Raw genomic sequence first — 12872 nt, 5'->3', positions numbered from 1 at the left:
GATTTATCCACATGATATTGGGCAAAGCGCCGCCAACCCCCGCAAAAAGTGGTTCTGTTGCAAAGTTCTTCAGCGATAAGCATTTTATGCTGCATTGCTGAGATAAAGGGGATTGCAACAGAACCCGATAACTTTCTTAGGCGATTTGGACCGCCGCCACAGATTGTTCAAACCGGCAGCAGGTGGCACAAAGCATCCAACCGTTTCGTGATCGCCTCGCGGCGGTCAGCGAGCAGGAGCTCGGACGTCCAAAACAGGCTCTGGTGTGAGAATCCCAGCAAGGGCTCAATCCCGCCGAATTCCTTCTGTCCCAGCAACCACCGCAAGAGCCCGGTCTTCGGCGCGAGGTCGCCGGCCGCCTCACGGGCAGTGAACTCAGCCAACATGAGCGGCACGAGCTTCTCGAGACGCGCGGTAATGCCGGGCGCACCGCCAAGGCGCTTGGCCCGTTGCAGGGAATGAGGATAGCGAAACGCATGAGCGAGTTCTGGTTCCAGCTGCCGCTGCACAGCCTCAAGCACCAACTGTTCGGCATCTGCCAGCGTGTATTCATGCGTGCGTGAGGCTCCAACCAGCGTGCCTTGGAATGACAGGCTGCGCATACACGTGATCCCGAGATCGTGGACAGCCAACGCATTCAGCGCCAGCAGTGTGTCAAACAACTTTCCGCGACGCGCCTCGAAGCTCTGGATCAATGCTTGCTCCAGTTGATGCAGGGCGAAGTCGGCAATCTCCAGTCGGCCGAGGTCCTTGGTCAAGCTGTCACCATGCGATTTGGGCCCTGATCTTATCGAAACGGCGCGCCGTAAGGACTTCAGGCGAAATCCAGATTTGCAGCGCACTGCAATCCCCCCAGAGCGTCGTCAATCCGTAGCCGGTGGCGAGGGTCAACAACAGTAAATCCGTCTTTGCGACGTTCTGGGGGTCTTTCGGTCCGAACAGGACGTGCGGGACCGGGGTGTGCCGCTCAGATGGGAACTCCGTGCTGCTGCGATCATAGCGCATCTGCTTTGCTGCCAGCGATCGGATCTCTGCGGGGATGTCGTCTGCTGTATCGTCATGTAGCGTGAAATGGCGCGTGGCGCGCAGCGGCGGCATGGCAAGGGGCTCGAGCGTCCTGACAAAAGCGTCATGCAGATCAATACGCCAGTCCCGCTCTGCCCGGGTTTCTTGCGCTGTTTCGACCGGCAATGTGGCACCTGCCGCATCCAGCGATGCCAGCCAGGCGCGATACTCTGCGGCGATCTCGGAGGGGATGTGGCCCAGCGGATCCTGATGCATGACGCGCGCGGCCCAAGCCCGCACATCGCCGTCCAGGTCCCTGCCCCACAGAGTCTCTCGGGCCCGGGCCGCCTGCTCAATTCTTTCGTCGACGTCTTGGTCGTCCTTGATGAAACGATATTGCCCGAGATAGAAGTAACTCTCCATGCATTCCTGGATGTCGCTCCATCTCCAAGGAAAACTCCGTGGCACCAACTGCACGCCCCGTGCCAGGGCATACTTATCTTCGGCCTTGTTCTCGATGAAGGCCGAAGTCCAGTTGGGCAACTCCTCCAGCACAAGAGCGACGCCATCTTCGGCCAGAGGGTCGGCGGGCAGCGCTTGTTCAAGGGCCGCCTTTTGCAATGCCTCCAACTCATCACTGTGTTCGGCGCTCTCGGTAACGACATAGGGAACCGGTTCAAAGGGCAGGCGCGGCTCCCAGTTGGGGGCCTGAAGTGGCACATCCGTTTCGGCTGGACGCTTGCCATAATCGCGACGGAAAGTACCCAATGACGTGCGGTTCCATCCGCTGTCTCGCAATGGCGCAAGTGCCGCGGGGGGCGCGACGGGCGCAAGATGGGACACGGAGTCGGCCGTGTAGATCAGGCGCACAGTCTCTTCGTAAAAGGCATCGGCCACGGCATCCAAGAACAAGAACAGCGTGCCTTCGTTCGGGATGTCGGGAAGGGTGAAGCCGTCAACGGATCTAGGCAGCGTGGCGCAGTCCAGTTGCATCAGAAAATGCAAGGGCCGTCCGTCGCTGGTGCAAGGCCATTCAAGCGATGCCGGCAGTTGTGGCCAACCGCAGAATTGGTTCGCCGTGGTTCGCTCACCTGGCACAAGGGGTTTCAGGATCAGCCCGGCGCGCCGCTCCATGTTCGCCGGAAGATCGGGCAGCGCGGGCTGACGCGGCTTGGCAAACCAGCGCCCGGCGCGGTTCACTCGTTCAAAGCGCACGTGATGGTTGTCAAAGCCACGAGCGCGTAAATCTTGGCGCGACACCACGAAATGCATCACATAGTCATCCGAAACCAGATCGAGGTTGCAGGCAGAATTATGCGCCAATTGGAACAGCAATACCTCGTTATTGTGCTCTGACGCCTTTGCAAGCTCATAGGTCTTGCGGGCACGTTCCAGCGAATCTGCGCGACTGCGGTCCAGGGTCAGGGATTTCAGAAGTTGCAGGCGCGGCGCATACCCAAGCATTTGCAGCGGACGGATGCCATCCTCAGCCGTGGCCGCCGACGGCTCAACGCCCATCGCATCATAGAGCGGCTTTGGGTCCGCATCCGGGTGCGAGTCAAAGCTGTGAGGCGTCAACGCGACGGGCGCGAAATATCCGGTTTGCCCTGTGCCCGAATAAGCTTATGGTTGTTTCCCCAGAAGCCGGGACAAAATGCCCTGCGGTTCCGGCTTGGGTTCGACCTTCAATTCGATGTTTCGTTGGGCATGGGAATATTCACCCAAGGGCGGCGTCTCTGCCGGATGCTCGACCGGCACCCGCCCAGGCTTTGGTGCGTAAATGATCTTGGACGCGCCGTCGTCTTCGCCCAGTGAAGGCGCGCCGCGTTGGTCATAGTTCCCAGTGATAAACAGCCATAGCATCCCCTCCGCCGGAAAATCAGGGTCGACGCGAGGGACCTCGGCACAATCGATCTGGAGCACGTGATGCATCGGACGCCCGGCGGCATCCATTGGCCAGGGCATATCAGTCGGAAGATTAGGATGGCCGCCAAAGCGAGACATGTGATGGGAGGGGTTCTCCGATGAAGTCGGAACCAAAGCGACAGCAGGGTGGATCAAATGAACTCTCCAAGAACGAACTAATACCTGACTTGCACAGGATCGTTGGCTTGGGATTGTGTTGATTTTTCGAAACAAATGAGGCTTCAAGGCGGATGCGTACCGCCATCGGTTCGTTCAGGGTTTGATCGACTACGATCCCGATGCGCTATTGGGGCTTGACTACGGAGACAAGGCCAAGTTCTGGATTTCACGCGACGACCTGTCGCTTGGGCATTTCGACGATGTATTCTTGCTGGGAGGACAATCATGATGGCTGACGCGTCACAGAGAAAAATCCGCTTCTCCGTGGCAGGAACGGCACATATGCAAGCCGTCCTTTCGGAGCACTTCGCGCGTCCGGTCGAACCGGCCGAGGTTGGAATCCTTGCTGGCAAAATGGGCCAATTGGACCCGACCACTCGGGGTGTTCTCAAGAGCGCTTGGGCAGAGGCGACAGTTATGCCGGTTGATCAGGTTGAACTGGGCCGAATGCTGGAGGAGGCGCGCTGCGAAGGGGTGTTGCTGCGCAAGACGACGGATCGGTTTCGCGCGGGGCGGTCTTGGCTTATGGGCGCGCCGACGCTGCCACTGGAAATTGATTGGCCGTCTGCGACCTTGCCGGGCGGCGCGACGGTCACGCTCGATTTCGTGGCGCAGCTGGACCTCGGCCATGTGCCCTCCAGTGGCAAACTCCCCGCCGAGGGTTTGCTGTTCTTCTTTGTCGACCTTACATCGCCGCTGGACGACATCTATCGTGCGGCGCGGGTTGTCCATATCGCTTCGGTTCCGGAAACATGTCCGATACGATTTAACGATGCGGTACCGCCCAGGTCCGAAGCCGTCTCGATCCGGTTCGAGCCCATGGTCGGATACAACAGCGGCCTGTTTCGGAATCAGGATTTCGAAAGGGCTGCGATGGGCCTGACGGCCCCAATCTCTGCGCGATTTCGAGAAACTCGGGACGAGGTCGTTTACGAACACAGCGGGGGCCTCGTGTCTCGTGTTCTTGGGAGGAAAAAGGTCGATATTCGCCAATACCTCCACACCCTATTTCTCGGGCCGGATTTTGGGAGATGGCGGGATTTTGATGACACCGACCGAGTGCCGCTTTTGACTCTCGATACCGAAGACCGTGATGATCTAAACTTGCCAGACCACATCCTGCACGGATGGCCCTTGACCTTTGCCATTCAAGAAAGGGCGCTGTCGGCGCACGATTTTGACGTCGTGACTGCGTTGTTGAGAGAGTGAAAGGGATGGAGCCGACCAATGCAGTCGCGGAGTTGGGGCGAGCAGTCTGGGCACGAGGGGCATAGGAAGGTTCTGTTGTAAAGTTTTTCAGCGGCAAGCATTTTGTGCGGCACTGCTGAGACAAGGGGTGTAGCATGAGCGACATCAAAGGCCGTCATTCCCGAGGTGAAATCGTGCTTTGGGCTGTGCGTTGGTGCTGCCGCTACGGGGTTAGCTATTGTGCCCTCGAAGAGATGATGGCCGAACGGGGTCATCGGGTTGACCGCTCTACGATCTACCGCTGGGTTCAACACTATGCCCCCGAGATCGAGAAGCGCATGCGTCGGCAATGGCGGCACCCTCGATCGGATAGCTGGCGGGTAGATGAGACCTATATCAAAGTCCGTGGGAAATGGGCTTATCTCTAGCGGGTCGTCGACGAATTCGGGGACTTGATCGACTTCTATCTTTCCCCGACGCGTAATACGAAAGCTGCGAAGCGCCTTCTGGCCAAGGTGCTGAAAGGCTTGGAGCACCCGCGCGTTAGCAACTCCGACAAGGCGCCGACTTATGGCGCTGCGCGGGCTGAACTCATGCAAGAGGGTAAATGCGCAAGCGACGTTCGGCACCGTCAGGCCAAGTATATGACCAAAGTCGTTGAGGCTGATCACGGCAGGCTCAAGCAGCTGATCAAACCGGTGCGTGGGTTCAAGACGATGAAAACCGCCTATGCCACGAGCAAGGATTTCGAGGTGATGCGGGCCCTGCGCAAAGGGCAATCACGCAGCTTCAATTTGATCGGCGACATCAACGGCGAGGTGCGTATGATCAAACGCTCTTTTGGCTTGGGCCCCTGCGGTCTCGCGGAGGCAATGTCTATGCTCGAACTCCGTCTCGCATCATAAGACCAATGGCGAAACTGGTTCTTCTCGCTCTCCGGAAAGGATTGCAACAGAGCCAAAAAGAATGCCGCAGATTGCTCCTGAGCGGTCGTAATCCTCCTTGACGGGGTGGCGCACAGCCTGCATACCAGAAGGGCAAGGTTCCTCGTTTGGGTGCAAAGCGCCTCGGGGATGAAATGGGAATGACGTGCCGGTGGACCCAATCAGGGCGCCCATGCGTCAGCCGCCCCCGCGACTGTAAGCGGCGAGCCCCTGCCAAATGCCACTGAGGTGTAAAATCCTTGGGAAGGCGGCAGACAGGCGACGACCCGCGAGCCAGGAGACCAGCCCTGCGTTCGTCAATCCCGCCTCGGGTGAGAGGCGCAAAGGAGATACCGCCATGACCGCATTGGTTCAAACCGCTGCAAAATCTACCGTCCTGCCCTTCGTCGCAGCCCTGTTTCTGGGCCTCGGCATCGTGACCGTTGCCGGCCATGTGCAGGCCTCGGCACTGCATGACGCCGCGCATGATGTGCGCCACGCGACCGGCTTCCCCTGCCACTAACGCATGTTTTCAAAAATCGCGACCAGCGCGTTGTTCGCTGGTTTCTGTGCAGGGCTGATAGCCGCCCTGTTGCAGATCGTTTTCATTCAGCCGGTGCTGTTGCACGCAGAGCTGTATGAAGGGGGCAGTCTTGTGCATTTCGGGGCGGAGGCGGTCAGCGCCACGCCCGAATTGCCGGGCTTTGACGTGATGCGCGACGGGCTGAGCATCCTCTTTTCGGCACTGATCTATGTCGGTTACGGGCTGGTTCTGGTGGCCTGCATGGGCTTGGCAGCGGAGTACGGCGTGCGCATCGACACGCGCAGCGGCATCGTCTGGGGCGTGGCGGGCTTTGTCGCGCTGCATTTCGCCCCCGCAGCATCCTTGCCGCCAGAAGTTCCGGGCGTGGCCTATACAGACATCACCGCACGTCAAATCTGGTGGTGGGGCACGGTGATTGCCACAGCGGTCGGGCTGGGCCTGATTGCTTTTGGCAAAGGGCCCGTGATGCTGGTCGTTGCGGTGGCGCTGTTGGCTGCACCGCATCTGATCGGCGCGCCCGAACCGGAGACCTTTACCGGCCCGGTGCCGCCGGAACTGGCCGCGCTCTTTGCCGCGCGTGCGCTTGGCGTGGGTCTCGCGGCTTGGGTCTGTCTGGGTGCCTTGGCCGGATATTTCTGGCAACGCGAGAACGCAGCCGCCTGACATCTCAAAACCCCGGCATCACGGTGCCGGGGTCATTCGACAGGAGACAGGAACGATGGCCAAACCAATTGCCTTTCTCGGCATCGGCCTTTTTTTCGGCACGGGGCTAGGCTTTCTGGTCGCCGCCACATCCGGCGCGCAGCTTGAGGGGCATGACCACGACCATGGCGCGGCGATGCATGACCACGCAGCACATGATCATGGCGGCGCACATGCGGCCCTGACCGAGGCGGGCACGCCCGCTCCGGTGCTGCGCCTTACCCTGCACCCCGACGGGGCGCAGAGCCGCAATTTGCATATCGGGGTGGAGAATTTCACCTTTGATCCCGAGGGGGTGAATGGGCCGGTCGTGCCGGGGCGCGGGCATGCGCATCTCTACCTCAACGGGGTCAAGATTGCGCGCGCCTATGGGCCTTGGATGCAGTTGGATGCGCTGCCGGTTGGCACGCATGAGCTGCGCGTAACGCTGAATGCCAATGACCATACACAGCTTGCAACGGACGGCGTGCCAATAGAGGCCACGATTGCGGTGGTGATCGAATGATCCCTCAGCCCGGCACGCGCCCGATCAGGCAATGCCGGAGCCGTCCGGCAGGGCGCGCATCCTCGATCCAGCCATCGGCGCAGGCAGCATATAGCGCGGCAAAGGCCAGCGTATCCTCTAGATCGATCGTCGGGTCGATGTCGCCAAAGAGATACGTGGCCTTGCCCACTGCGGAAAACGCCACACTGAGCGGACGGCCGCAATTGGACATGCAGTCATGGTCCTGCACCGTGAACTCCATGCCCCGTTCGCTGAAAGCCGCGCGCAAACGGGCAGCAAAGCCCTTGCCATCCGTGCCCTCGCACGTAGAACAGACCACAACCCGGTGCGTCATCGCCGATCCCCTTTTATACCGGGCTTAGGCCAGCCGCCCCGCCCGATGCAAGCCCCTGAAGGAGCCAAGACATGCAAGCCAAGATCCCCGCCACCGTCGTTACCGGATTTCTCGGGGCCGGCAAGACCACGCTGATCCGGCACATGCTGGAAAATGCGGGCGGCAAGCGCATTGCGCTGATCATCAACGAATTCGGCGATCTGGGCGTGGATGGCGATATCCTCAAGGGCTGTGGGATCGAGGCCTGTTCGGAAGAGGATGTGATGGAATTGTCCAACGGCTGCATCTGCTGCACCGTGGCCGAAGATTTCATCCCTACCCTGCAAAAGCTCCTGGACCGCGAGCGTGCGCCCGATCACATCGTGATCGAGACCTCGGGTCTGGCGCTGCCGCAACCGCTGGTGCGGGCCTTCAACTGGCCCGAGATTTCGACGCGGGTGACGGTCGATGGTGTGGTGACGGTGGTCGATGGCAAGGCCGTGACCGAAGGCCGCTTTGCGCATGACGTGGCGGCGGTGGACGCTCAGCGCAAGCTGGATGAGAACCTTGACCACGAAACGCCTCTGTCGGAGCTCTTCGAGGATCAGATGGCCTGCGCCGATATGATCGTGATCAACAAATCCGACCTGCTGACCGAAGACGAGCGTGCGGCGCTGACCGCGCGGCTGCGCGCAGACTCGCGCAATGGCGTTCAGGTTGTGACCGCGACCATGGGGGCACTGCCCATCGAGGTGCTGTTGGGGCAAGGTATCGGGGCCGAGGCGGATATGGAAGCGCGGCACGAGGTGCACCATCATCACCGCGACCATGACGACGACGATCATCACGACGACGAGGACCATGATCACCACGATGATCATGACCACGACGCCTTTGAGAGCTTTGTAGTGACGCGGCCCGAGATCAGCGATCCGGCCAGCTTTGCCCGTCAGGTCACAGAGGTAATTCGCGCCCATGACATCCTGCGGCTCAAGGGCTTTGCCGCAGTGACAGGCAAACCGATGCGCCTGACCATTCAGGCCGTAGGGCCGCGCGTGGACAGCTATTTCGACCAACCCTACGGAGCCGGTCCGCGCCAGACGCGGCTGGTGGTGATCGGTCAGGCGGGTCTGGATCGGGCTGCAATCACCACCGCACTCTCGGCATGATCATCGTCGAGGCGGCAGACCCAAGGCATCCAGAGGCCAGCGCGCTCTTGCGGGCGAGCCATGCGCTGATGGAGTCGCTCTTTCCGCCCGAGGATAACTTCTTTCTGGACATCGACGCGCTCTGCGCGCCTGATATCCGCTTCTTTGCCGCGCGCAGTGCGGCGCGGATCGTCGGCACCGGTGCGCTTGCGCTGCGCGATGGATATGGCGAGGTGAAATCCATGTTCGTGGCCGAGGCGGCGCGGGGACAGGGCGTGGCAGACGCCCTGCTGCGCCAGATCGAGGACGAGGCGCGCGCGTGCGCTTTGCCCTGCCTGCGTTTGGAAACCGGGAATTTATTACACGCGGCCCACAAGCTCTATGCACGGCATGGTTTTGCAAGACGAGGCCCGTTCGGGGACTATCCCGACGCCCCCTCGTCCATCTTCATGGAAAAGCAGCTATGAGCCTATTTCGTGGCTTTCTCGACCTTCGCCTTGAGGCGGGCAATCAGCTCTTCCTTCGAGGGGCGCTTGCCGAACGGGTTCTTGTCCGTGCCCGGCGCGTTATGCTCTTTGTGACGCGGGATCTTGCTGCCCTTCTTGGAGGCGCCCAATGCGTTGTAGTCCATGGCTCTGCCCTTTCGGCGATACGCCCCGACAGGGGCAGCTGTGACGCTGCTCTTGCCGCAAAACGCAGCCCCGTTCAAGCTGGAACCGCCTGATGCATCTGCTCGCCGCCACACCTGGGGCCATCGAGGATGGCAAAGACCCCGTTGATCTGGGCCAGACGCCCGCCGATGTGATCGTTATCTCTGCCGCTGATACCGAACTGGCAGCGCTGAGCGAGGCGCGTGGCGAGTTGGCAGAGCCGCCCAGCCTGCGACTGGCCAACCTCAGCCATTTGCAACACCCGATGTCGGTCGATCTGCATCTTGATCAATGCGCCACGAAATCGCGACTGGTGATCGCGCGGGTTCTGGGCGGTGTCGGCTATTGGAAATACGGGGCCGAGCAATTTGCCGCGCGCCTGCATGAGGCGGGCGTGCCGCTGGCGCTCTTGCCCGGCGATGACAAGCCGGATGCGGAACTGCGCGGTCTGTCGACGGTCTCGGACGCGGATTTCGATGCGCTTTGGGCCTATCTGGTCGAGGGTGGGCCAGAGAATGCGGCGAACTTCCTGCGCTATGCCCGCTCCGTGCTGGAGGGGGGCGAGCGCCCTGCCGCCGCCAGCCCGCTGTTGCGCGCGGGCGTCTATTGGCCGGGGGCCGGGGTCGCGGGCCTCAGCGCCGCGCAAGAGGTGTGGCAGGCGGATCAGCCCGTCGTGCCGGTGATCTTCTACCGCGCTCTCGTTCAGGGCGCGGGGCTGCACCCGATCAACCGGCTGGTGAAATCGCTCTTACGGGCCGGGCTCAATCCGCTGCCGGTCTTTGTCGCCTCGCTGAAAGACCCGGTATCGGTGGCAACGCTGGAGCATCTGTTCGGCATTGCCCCCCCATCGGTCATCCTCAATTGCACCTCCTTTGCTGTCGGCTCGCCGCATGCGGGCGACGATAGCCCCGACAACCCGCTCTCCATGCCCGCCGCCAATGGTGCGCCGGTGTTTCAGGTGGTGCTTGCAGGCACATCGGAAGAGGTCTGGGCCAAGGGGCTGACCGGCCTTTCGGGGCGCGACATCGCGATGAATGTGGCCTTGCCCGAAGTCGATGGTCGCATTCTAAGCCGCGCCATCAGCTTCAAAGGCGAGGCGTTTTTCGACGAAGCCACCGAATGCCCAATCGCCACTTATCGCGCGGTCGGCGACAGGGTGGATTTTGTCGCGCAATTGGCCGCGAATTGGACCAAGCTGCGCCAGACGCCCGCGCCCACGCGACGGGTGGCACTCATCCTTGCCAATTACCCGAACAAGGATGGGCGGTTGGCCAATGGGGTTGGGCTCGATACGCCTGCGGCCACGGTCCATGCCCTGCGCCTGATGGCCGAGGCAGGCTATTCTGTGATCAATCCCCCCGAGGATAGCGATGCGTTGATGCGGGCGGTGATGGCGGGGCCGACCAACTGGCTGACGGATCGCGCCAGCCGCGAGGGGGGCGAGAGGCTGTCGCTCGATACCTACCGCGAGCATTTTAACGCCCTGCCTTGGGATCTGCGCGAGGCGATGATTGCCCGCTGGGGCGCACCCGAAGACGATCCTTTCATCGTTGCAGAACTGCGCGACTCCGACGGCCCCGCCTTTGCCCTGTCGATCCTGACCTTCGGGCATATCGTGGTCGGGCTGCAGCCCGCACGGGGCTATAACATCGACCCGACCGAGACCTATCATTCCCCCGATCTGGTGCCGCCGCACAATTATCTCGCCTTCTATATCTGGCTGCGCCACCATTTTGGTGCGCAGGCGATCGTGCATATGGGCAAGCATGGCAATCTGGAATGGCTGCCGGGCAAGGCGCTCGCGCTGAGTGCCGAGTGTTGGCCCGAGGCGGTGCTGGGGCCGATGCCGCATGTCTATCCGTTCATCGTCAACGATCCCGGCGAAGGCACGCAGGCCAAGCGGCGCGCGCAGGCGGTGATCATCGACCACCTGACCCCGCCCCTCACCCGCGCCGAGACCTATGGTCCGCTGCGCGATCTGGAGGCGCTGGTGGACGAATACTATGAGGCCGCCGGGGTTGATCCGCGCCGCATTGCCCATCTGCGCCGCGAGATCCTGACGCTGAGTGCTGCCACCGGGCTCGACAAGGATGTCGGCATGTCGGGCACGGATGAGGCGGGCGATCTGGCGCGGCTCGATGCCTATCTCTGCGAGTTGAAAGAGGCGCAGATCCGCGACGGGCTGCATGTGTTCGGGCAGTCACCGACGGGTCGATTGGAAGTCGATTTGGCTATCGCTCTGTCCCGTGTGCCGCGCGGGAACGGAAAGGGTGGCGATGCCTCGCTGATCCGGGCTCTGGCCCTGGATCATGGGCTGAGCATTGATCCGCTCAATTGCGACATGGCGGCCCCTGCGGCTGAAAAACCGCTGGCTTTGGCAGACCTCAGCGCCGATCCGTGGCGCAGTAATGGTGATACGGTCGAACGGTTGGAGCTGATGGCGCAGCGCCTCTTGGCGGGGGATGATCAAGAGGCCGGACCACATACAGCGGCGGTTCTGTCAGAGATTGCCACGCGCATTCGCCCTGCCATTGCAGCCTGTGGGCCGGGCGAGGGCGCGGGGCTCTTGCGTGCGTTGGACGGACAGGCGATTGCTCCCGGACCCTCGGGTGCCCCCACGCGCGGGCGGCTCGATACCCTGCCAACGGGGCGCAATTTCTATAGCGTCGACAGCCGCGCCGTGCCCACACCGACCGCTTGGGCCTTGGGCTGGAAATCCGCCAACCTCTTGATTGAAAAGCATCTGCAGACCCATGGTGATTGGCCACGCGCCCTGCTGATCACGGCGTGGGGCACGGCCAATATGCGCACCGGTGGCGATGACATTGCACAGGCGCTGGCGCTGATGGGGGTCAAGCCGACATGGGATGCCGCCAACCGTCGCGTGACCGGATTCGAGGTCCTGCCCGAGGGCGTGCTGGGGCGGCCACGGGTGGATGTGACCCTGCGCATCTCTGGGTTTTTCCGCGATGCCTTTCCACAACTCATCGCACTATTTGACAGCGCGGCGCGGGCTGTGCAGGGGCTGGACGAGACCGAGGACCGCAATCCCGCCGCCGCAAGAGCGCGGGCCGAGGGCGTTGCCCCGCGTATTTACGGATCAAAACCGGGGGCTTACGGCGCAGGCCTGCAGGCGATGATCGACGAGCGGCTGTGGGCGGACAAGGCCGATCTGGCAGAGGCATACCTGACTTGGGGCAGCTATGCCTATGGCGCCAAGGAGGCGGGTACGCCCGACCGGGCGGGGTTTGAAACCCGGCTGCGGCAGACTGAGGCGATTGTGCAGAACCAAGACAATCGCGAGCATGATCTTCTTGATTCAGATGACTATTATCAGTTCGAGGGGGGGGCTGCGGCGGCGGTGAGCACGTTGCAGGGGTGCGACCGGCCGGTTTACCACAATGACCATTCCCGCCCCGAACGCCCGTTGATCCGCACACTCGAGGATGAAATCGGGCGGGTGGTGCGCTCTCGCGTGGTCAATCCGAAATGGATCGAAGGGGTCAAGCGGCACGGCTACAAGGGCGCCTTCGAGATTGCCGCGACGGTGGACTATCTCTTTGCTTTTGCAGCAACAACTGGCGCTGTGCGGGGGCATCACTTTGATCTGGTAGAGGCGGCATTCCTGGAGGATGACGACACGCGGGACTTCATCGCGGCGCATAACCCCTCGGCCTTGCGCGAGTTGGCGGAACGGCTGGCAGAGGCGGTGGAGCGGGGGTTGTGGCAGCCACGCTCCAATTCCGCCCGCGCCCGGATTGATGCCGCGCGGGGGCGGTAGCGCACTGAAAACAGGGCAAAATCCCCGT

Annotated in this window: 13 protein-coding genes, 1 pseudogene and 1 riboswitch; of the genes and pseudogenes, 9 read left to right on the top strand and 5 right to left on the bottom strand. The window is 61.7% G+C overall.

From position 1 onward, the window contains the following. Positions 1–167: 167 nt before the first annotated feature. From AACZ65_RS03270 to AACZ65_RS03260, 3 genes are all read right to left on the bottom strand, one after another. Complete coding sequence (locus AACZ65_RS03270) at positions 168–758, bottom strand: hypothetical protein (RefSeq protein WP_339667962.1); 591 nt, start codon at positions 756–758, stop codon at positions 168–170. Positions 759–762: 4 nt separating this feature from the next. Further along, a complete protein-coding gene (locus AACZ65_RS03265) occupies positions 763–2523 on the bottom strand; it encodes a DUF1963 domain-containing protein (protein ID WP_339667960.1) in 1761 nt (586 codons plus the stop codon). Between the two features lie 105 nt (positions 2524–2628). Then, the gene (locus AACZ65_RS03260) at positions 2629–3009 is read right to left on the bottom strand and encodes a YwqG family protein (protein ID WP_339667959.1); all 381 of its coding nucleotides are present in this window, start codon (positions 3007–3009) and stop codon (positions 2629–2631) included. Positions 3010–3190: 181 nt separating this feature from the next. On the opposite strand from AACZ65_RS03260, the gene AACZ65_RS03255 reads away from it, so the two are divergent. From AACZ65_RS03255 to AACZ65_RS03230, 6 genes and pseudogenes are all read left to right on the top strand, one after another. Further along, the gene (locus tag AACZ65_RS03255; protein WP_339667958.1) at positions 3191–3319 is read left to right on the top strand and encodes a hypothetical protein; all 129 of its coding nucleotides are present in this window, start codon (positions 3191–3193) and stop codon (positions 3317–3319) included. Continuing rightward, positions 3319–4299, top strand: a complete 981-nt coding sequence (locus AACZ65_RS03250) for a DUF1963 domain-containing protein (RefSeq protein ID WP_339667957.1) — start codon at positions 3319–3321, stop codon at positions 4297–4299. The genes AACZ65_RS03255 and AACZ65_RS03250 overlap by 1 nt, the downstream gene beginning before the upstream one ends. Positions 4300–4433: 134 nt before the next feature. After that, a pseudogene (locus tag AACZ65_RS03245) lies at positions 4434–5183 on the top strand (IS6 family transposase). Between the two features lie 118 nt (positions 5184–5301). Next, positions 5302–5527: riboswitch (cobalamin riboswitch) on the top strand. 32 nt (positions 5528–5559) lie between these two features. Beyond that, positions 5560–5724, top strand: coding sequence for a CbtB domain-containing protein (locus AACZ65_RS03240; protein WP_009816443.1), 165 nt, complete (start codon positions 5560–5562; stop codon positions 5722–5724). 3 nt (positions 5725–5727) lie between these two features. Beyond that, positions 5728–6408, top strand: a complete 681-nt coding sequence (locus AACZ65_RS03235) for a CbtA family protein (protein WP_339667951.1) — start codon at positions 5728–5730, stop codon at positions 6406–6408. A 55-nt stretch (positions 6409–6463) separates the two neighbouring features. Further along, a complete protein-coding gene (locus tag AACZ65_RS03230) occupies positions 6464–6952 on the top strand; it encodes a hypothetical protein (protein ID WP_339667949.1) in 489 nt (162 codons plus the stop codon). Between the two features lie 4 nt (positions 6953–6956). Here AACZ65_RS03230 and AACZ65_RS03225 read toward each other — a convergent pair whose 3' ends face one another. Further along, positions 6957–7286: a DUF1636 domain-containing protein gene (locus AACZ65_RS03225; protein ID WP_339667948.1), complete on the bottom strand. Its 330-nt coding sequence runs from the start codon at positions 7284–7286 to the stop codon at positions 6957–6959. Between the two features lie 71 nt (positions 7287–7357). Between AACZ65_RS03225 and cobW the strand changes: the two genes are divergently transcribed. Further along, positions 7358–8434: a cobalamin biosynthesis protein CobW gene (gene cobW, locus AACZ65_RS03220; RefSeq protein ID WP_339667946.1), complete on the top strand. Its 1077-nt coding sequence runs from the start codon at positions 7358–7360 to the stop codon at positions 8432–8434. Continuing rightward, entirely contained in the window at positions 8431–8880 is a 450-nt protein-coding gene (locus AACZ65_RS03215; RefSeq protein WP_339667944.1) for a GNAT family N-acetyltransferase, read from the top strand. Before cobW ends, AACZ65_RS03215 begins: the two co-directional genes overlap by 4 nt. Positions 8881–8882: 2 nt before the next feature. On the opposite strand, the gene AACZ65_RS03210 is transcribed toward AACZ65_RS03215, so the two are convergent. Continuing rightward, positions 8883–9044, bottom strand: coding sequence for a hypothetical protein (locus AACZ65_RS03210; protein WP_339667942.1), 162 nt, complete (start codon positions 9042–9044; stop codon positions 8883–8885). A gap of 92 nt (positions 9045–9136) precedes the next feature. On the opposite strand from AACZ65_RS03210, the gene cobN reads away from it, so the two are divergent. Then, the gene (cobN, locus tag AACZ65_RS03205) at positions 9137–12844 is read left to right on the top strand and encodes a cobaltochelatase subunit CobN (protein ID WP_339667940.1); all 3708 of its coding nucleotides are present in this window, start codon (positions 9137–9139) and stop codon (positions 12842–12844) included. Positions 12845–12872 lie beyond the last annotated feature (28 nt).

It is taken from the genome of uncultured Roseovarius sp. (genome assembly GCF_963972555.1).
GTDB classification, from domain to species: domain Bacteria; phylum Pseudomonadota; class Alphaproteobacteria; order Rhodobacterales; family Rhodobacteraceae; genus Roseovarius; species Roseovarius mucosus.
The sequence above is the reverse complement of the archived record's forward strand: the minus strand, read 5'-3'. Positions and strand labels throughout refer to the sequence as shown.

What these genes read in the sequence shown, in the direction of transcription:
- AACZ65_RS03265 (WP_339667960.1), bottom strand. Translation starts at nt 2,523, where the DNA reads ATGGGCGTTGAGCCGTCGGCGGCCACGGCTGAGGATGGCATCCGTCCG.
- AACZ65_RS03260 (WP_339667959.1), bottom strand. Translation starts at nt 3,009, where the DNA reads ATGTCTCGCTTTGGCGGCCATCCTAATCTTCCGACTGATATGCCCTGG.
- AACZ65_RS03250 (WP_339667957.1), top strand. Translation starts at nt 3,319, where the DNA reads ATGGCTGACGCGTCACAGAGAAAAATCCGCTTCTCCGTGGCAGGAACG.
- AACZ65_RS03240 (WP_009816443.1), top strand. Translation starts at nt 5,560, where the DNA reads ATGACCGCATTGGTTCAAACCGCTGCAAAATCTACCGTCCTGCCCTTC.
- AACZ65_RS03235 (WP_339667951.1), top strand. Translation starts at nt 5,728, where the DNA reads ATGTTTTCAAAAATCGCGACCAGCGCGTTGTTCGCTGGTTTCTGTGCA.
- AACZ65_RS03230 (WP_339667949.1), top strand. Translation starts at nt 6,464, where the DNA reads ATGGCCAAACCAATTGCCTTTCTCGGCATCGGCCTTTTTTTCGGCACG.
- AACZ65_RS03225 (WP_339667948.1), bottom strand. Translation starts at nt 7,286, where the DNA reads ATGACGCACCGGGTTGTGGTCTGTTCTACGTGCGAGGGCACGGATGGC.
- cobW (WP_339667946.1), top strand. Translation starts at nt 7,358, where the DNA reads ATGCAAGCCAAGATCCCCGCCACCGTCGTTACCGGATTTCTCGGGGCC.
- AACZ65_RS03215 (WP_339667944.1), top strand. Translation starts at nt 8,431, where the DNA reads ATGATCATCGTCGAGGCGGCAGACCCAAGGCATCCAGAGGCCAGCGCG.
- AACZ65_RS03210 (WP_339667942.1), bottom strand. Translation starts at nt 9,044, where the DNA reads ATGGACTACAACGCATTGGGCGCCTCCAAGAAGGGCAGCAAGATCCCG.
- cobN (WP_339667940.1), top strand. Translation starts at nt 9,137, where the DNA reads ATGCATCTGCTCGCCGCCACACCTGGGGCCATCGAGGATGGCAAAGAC.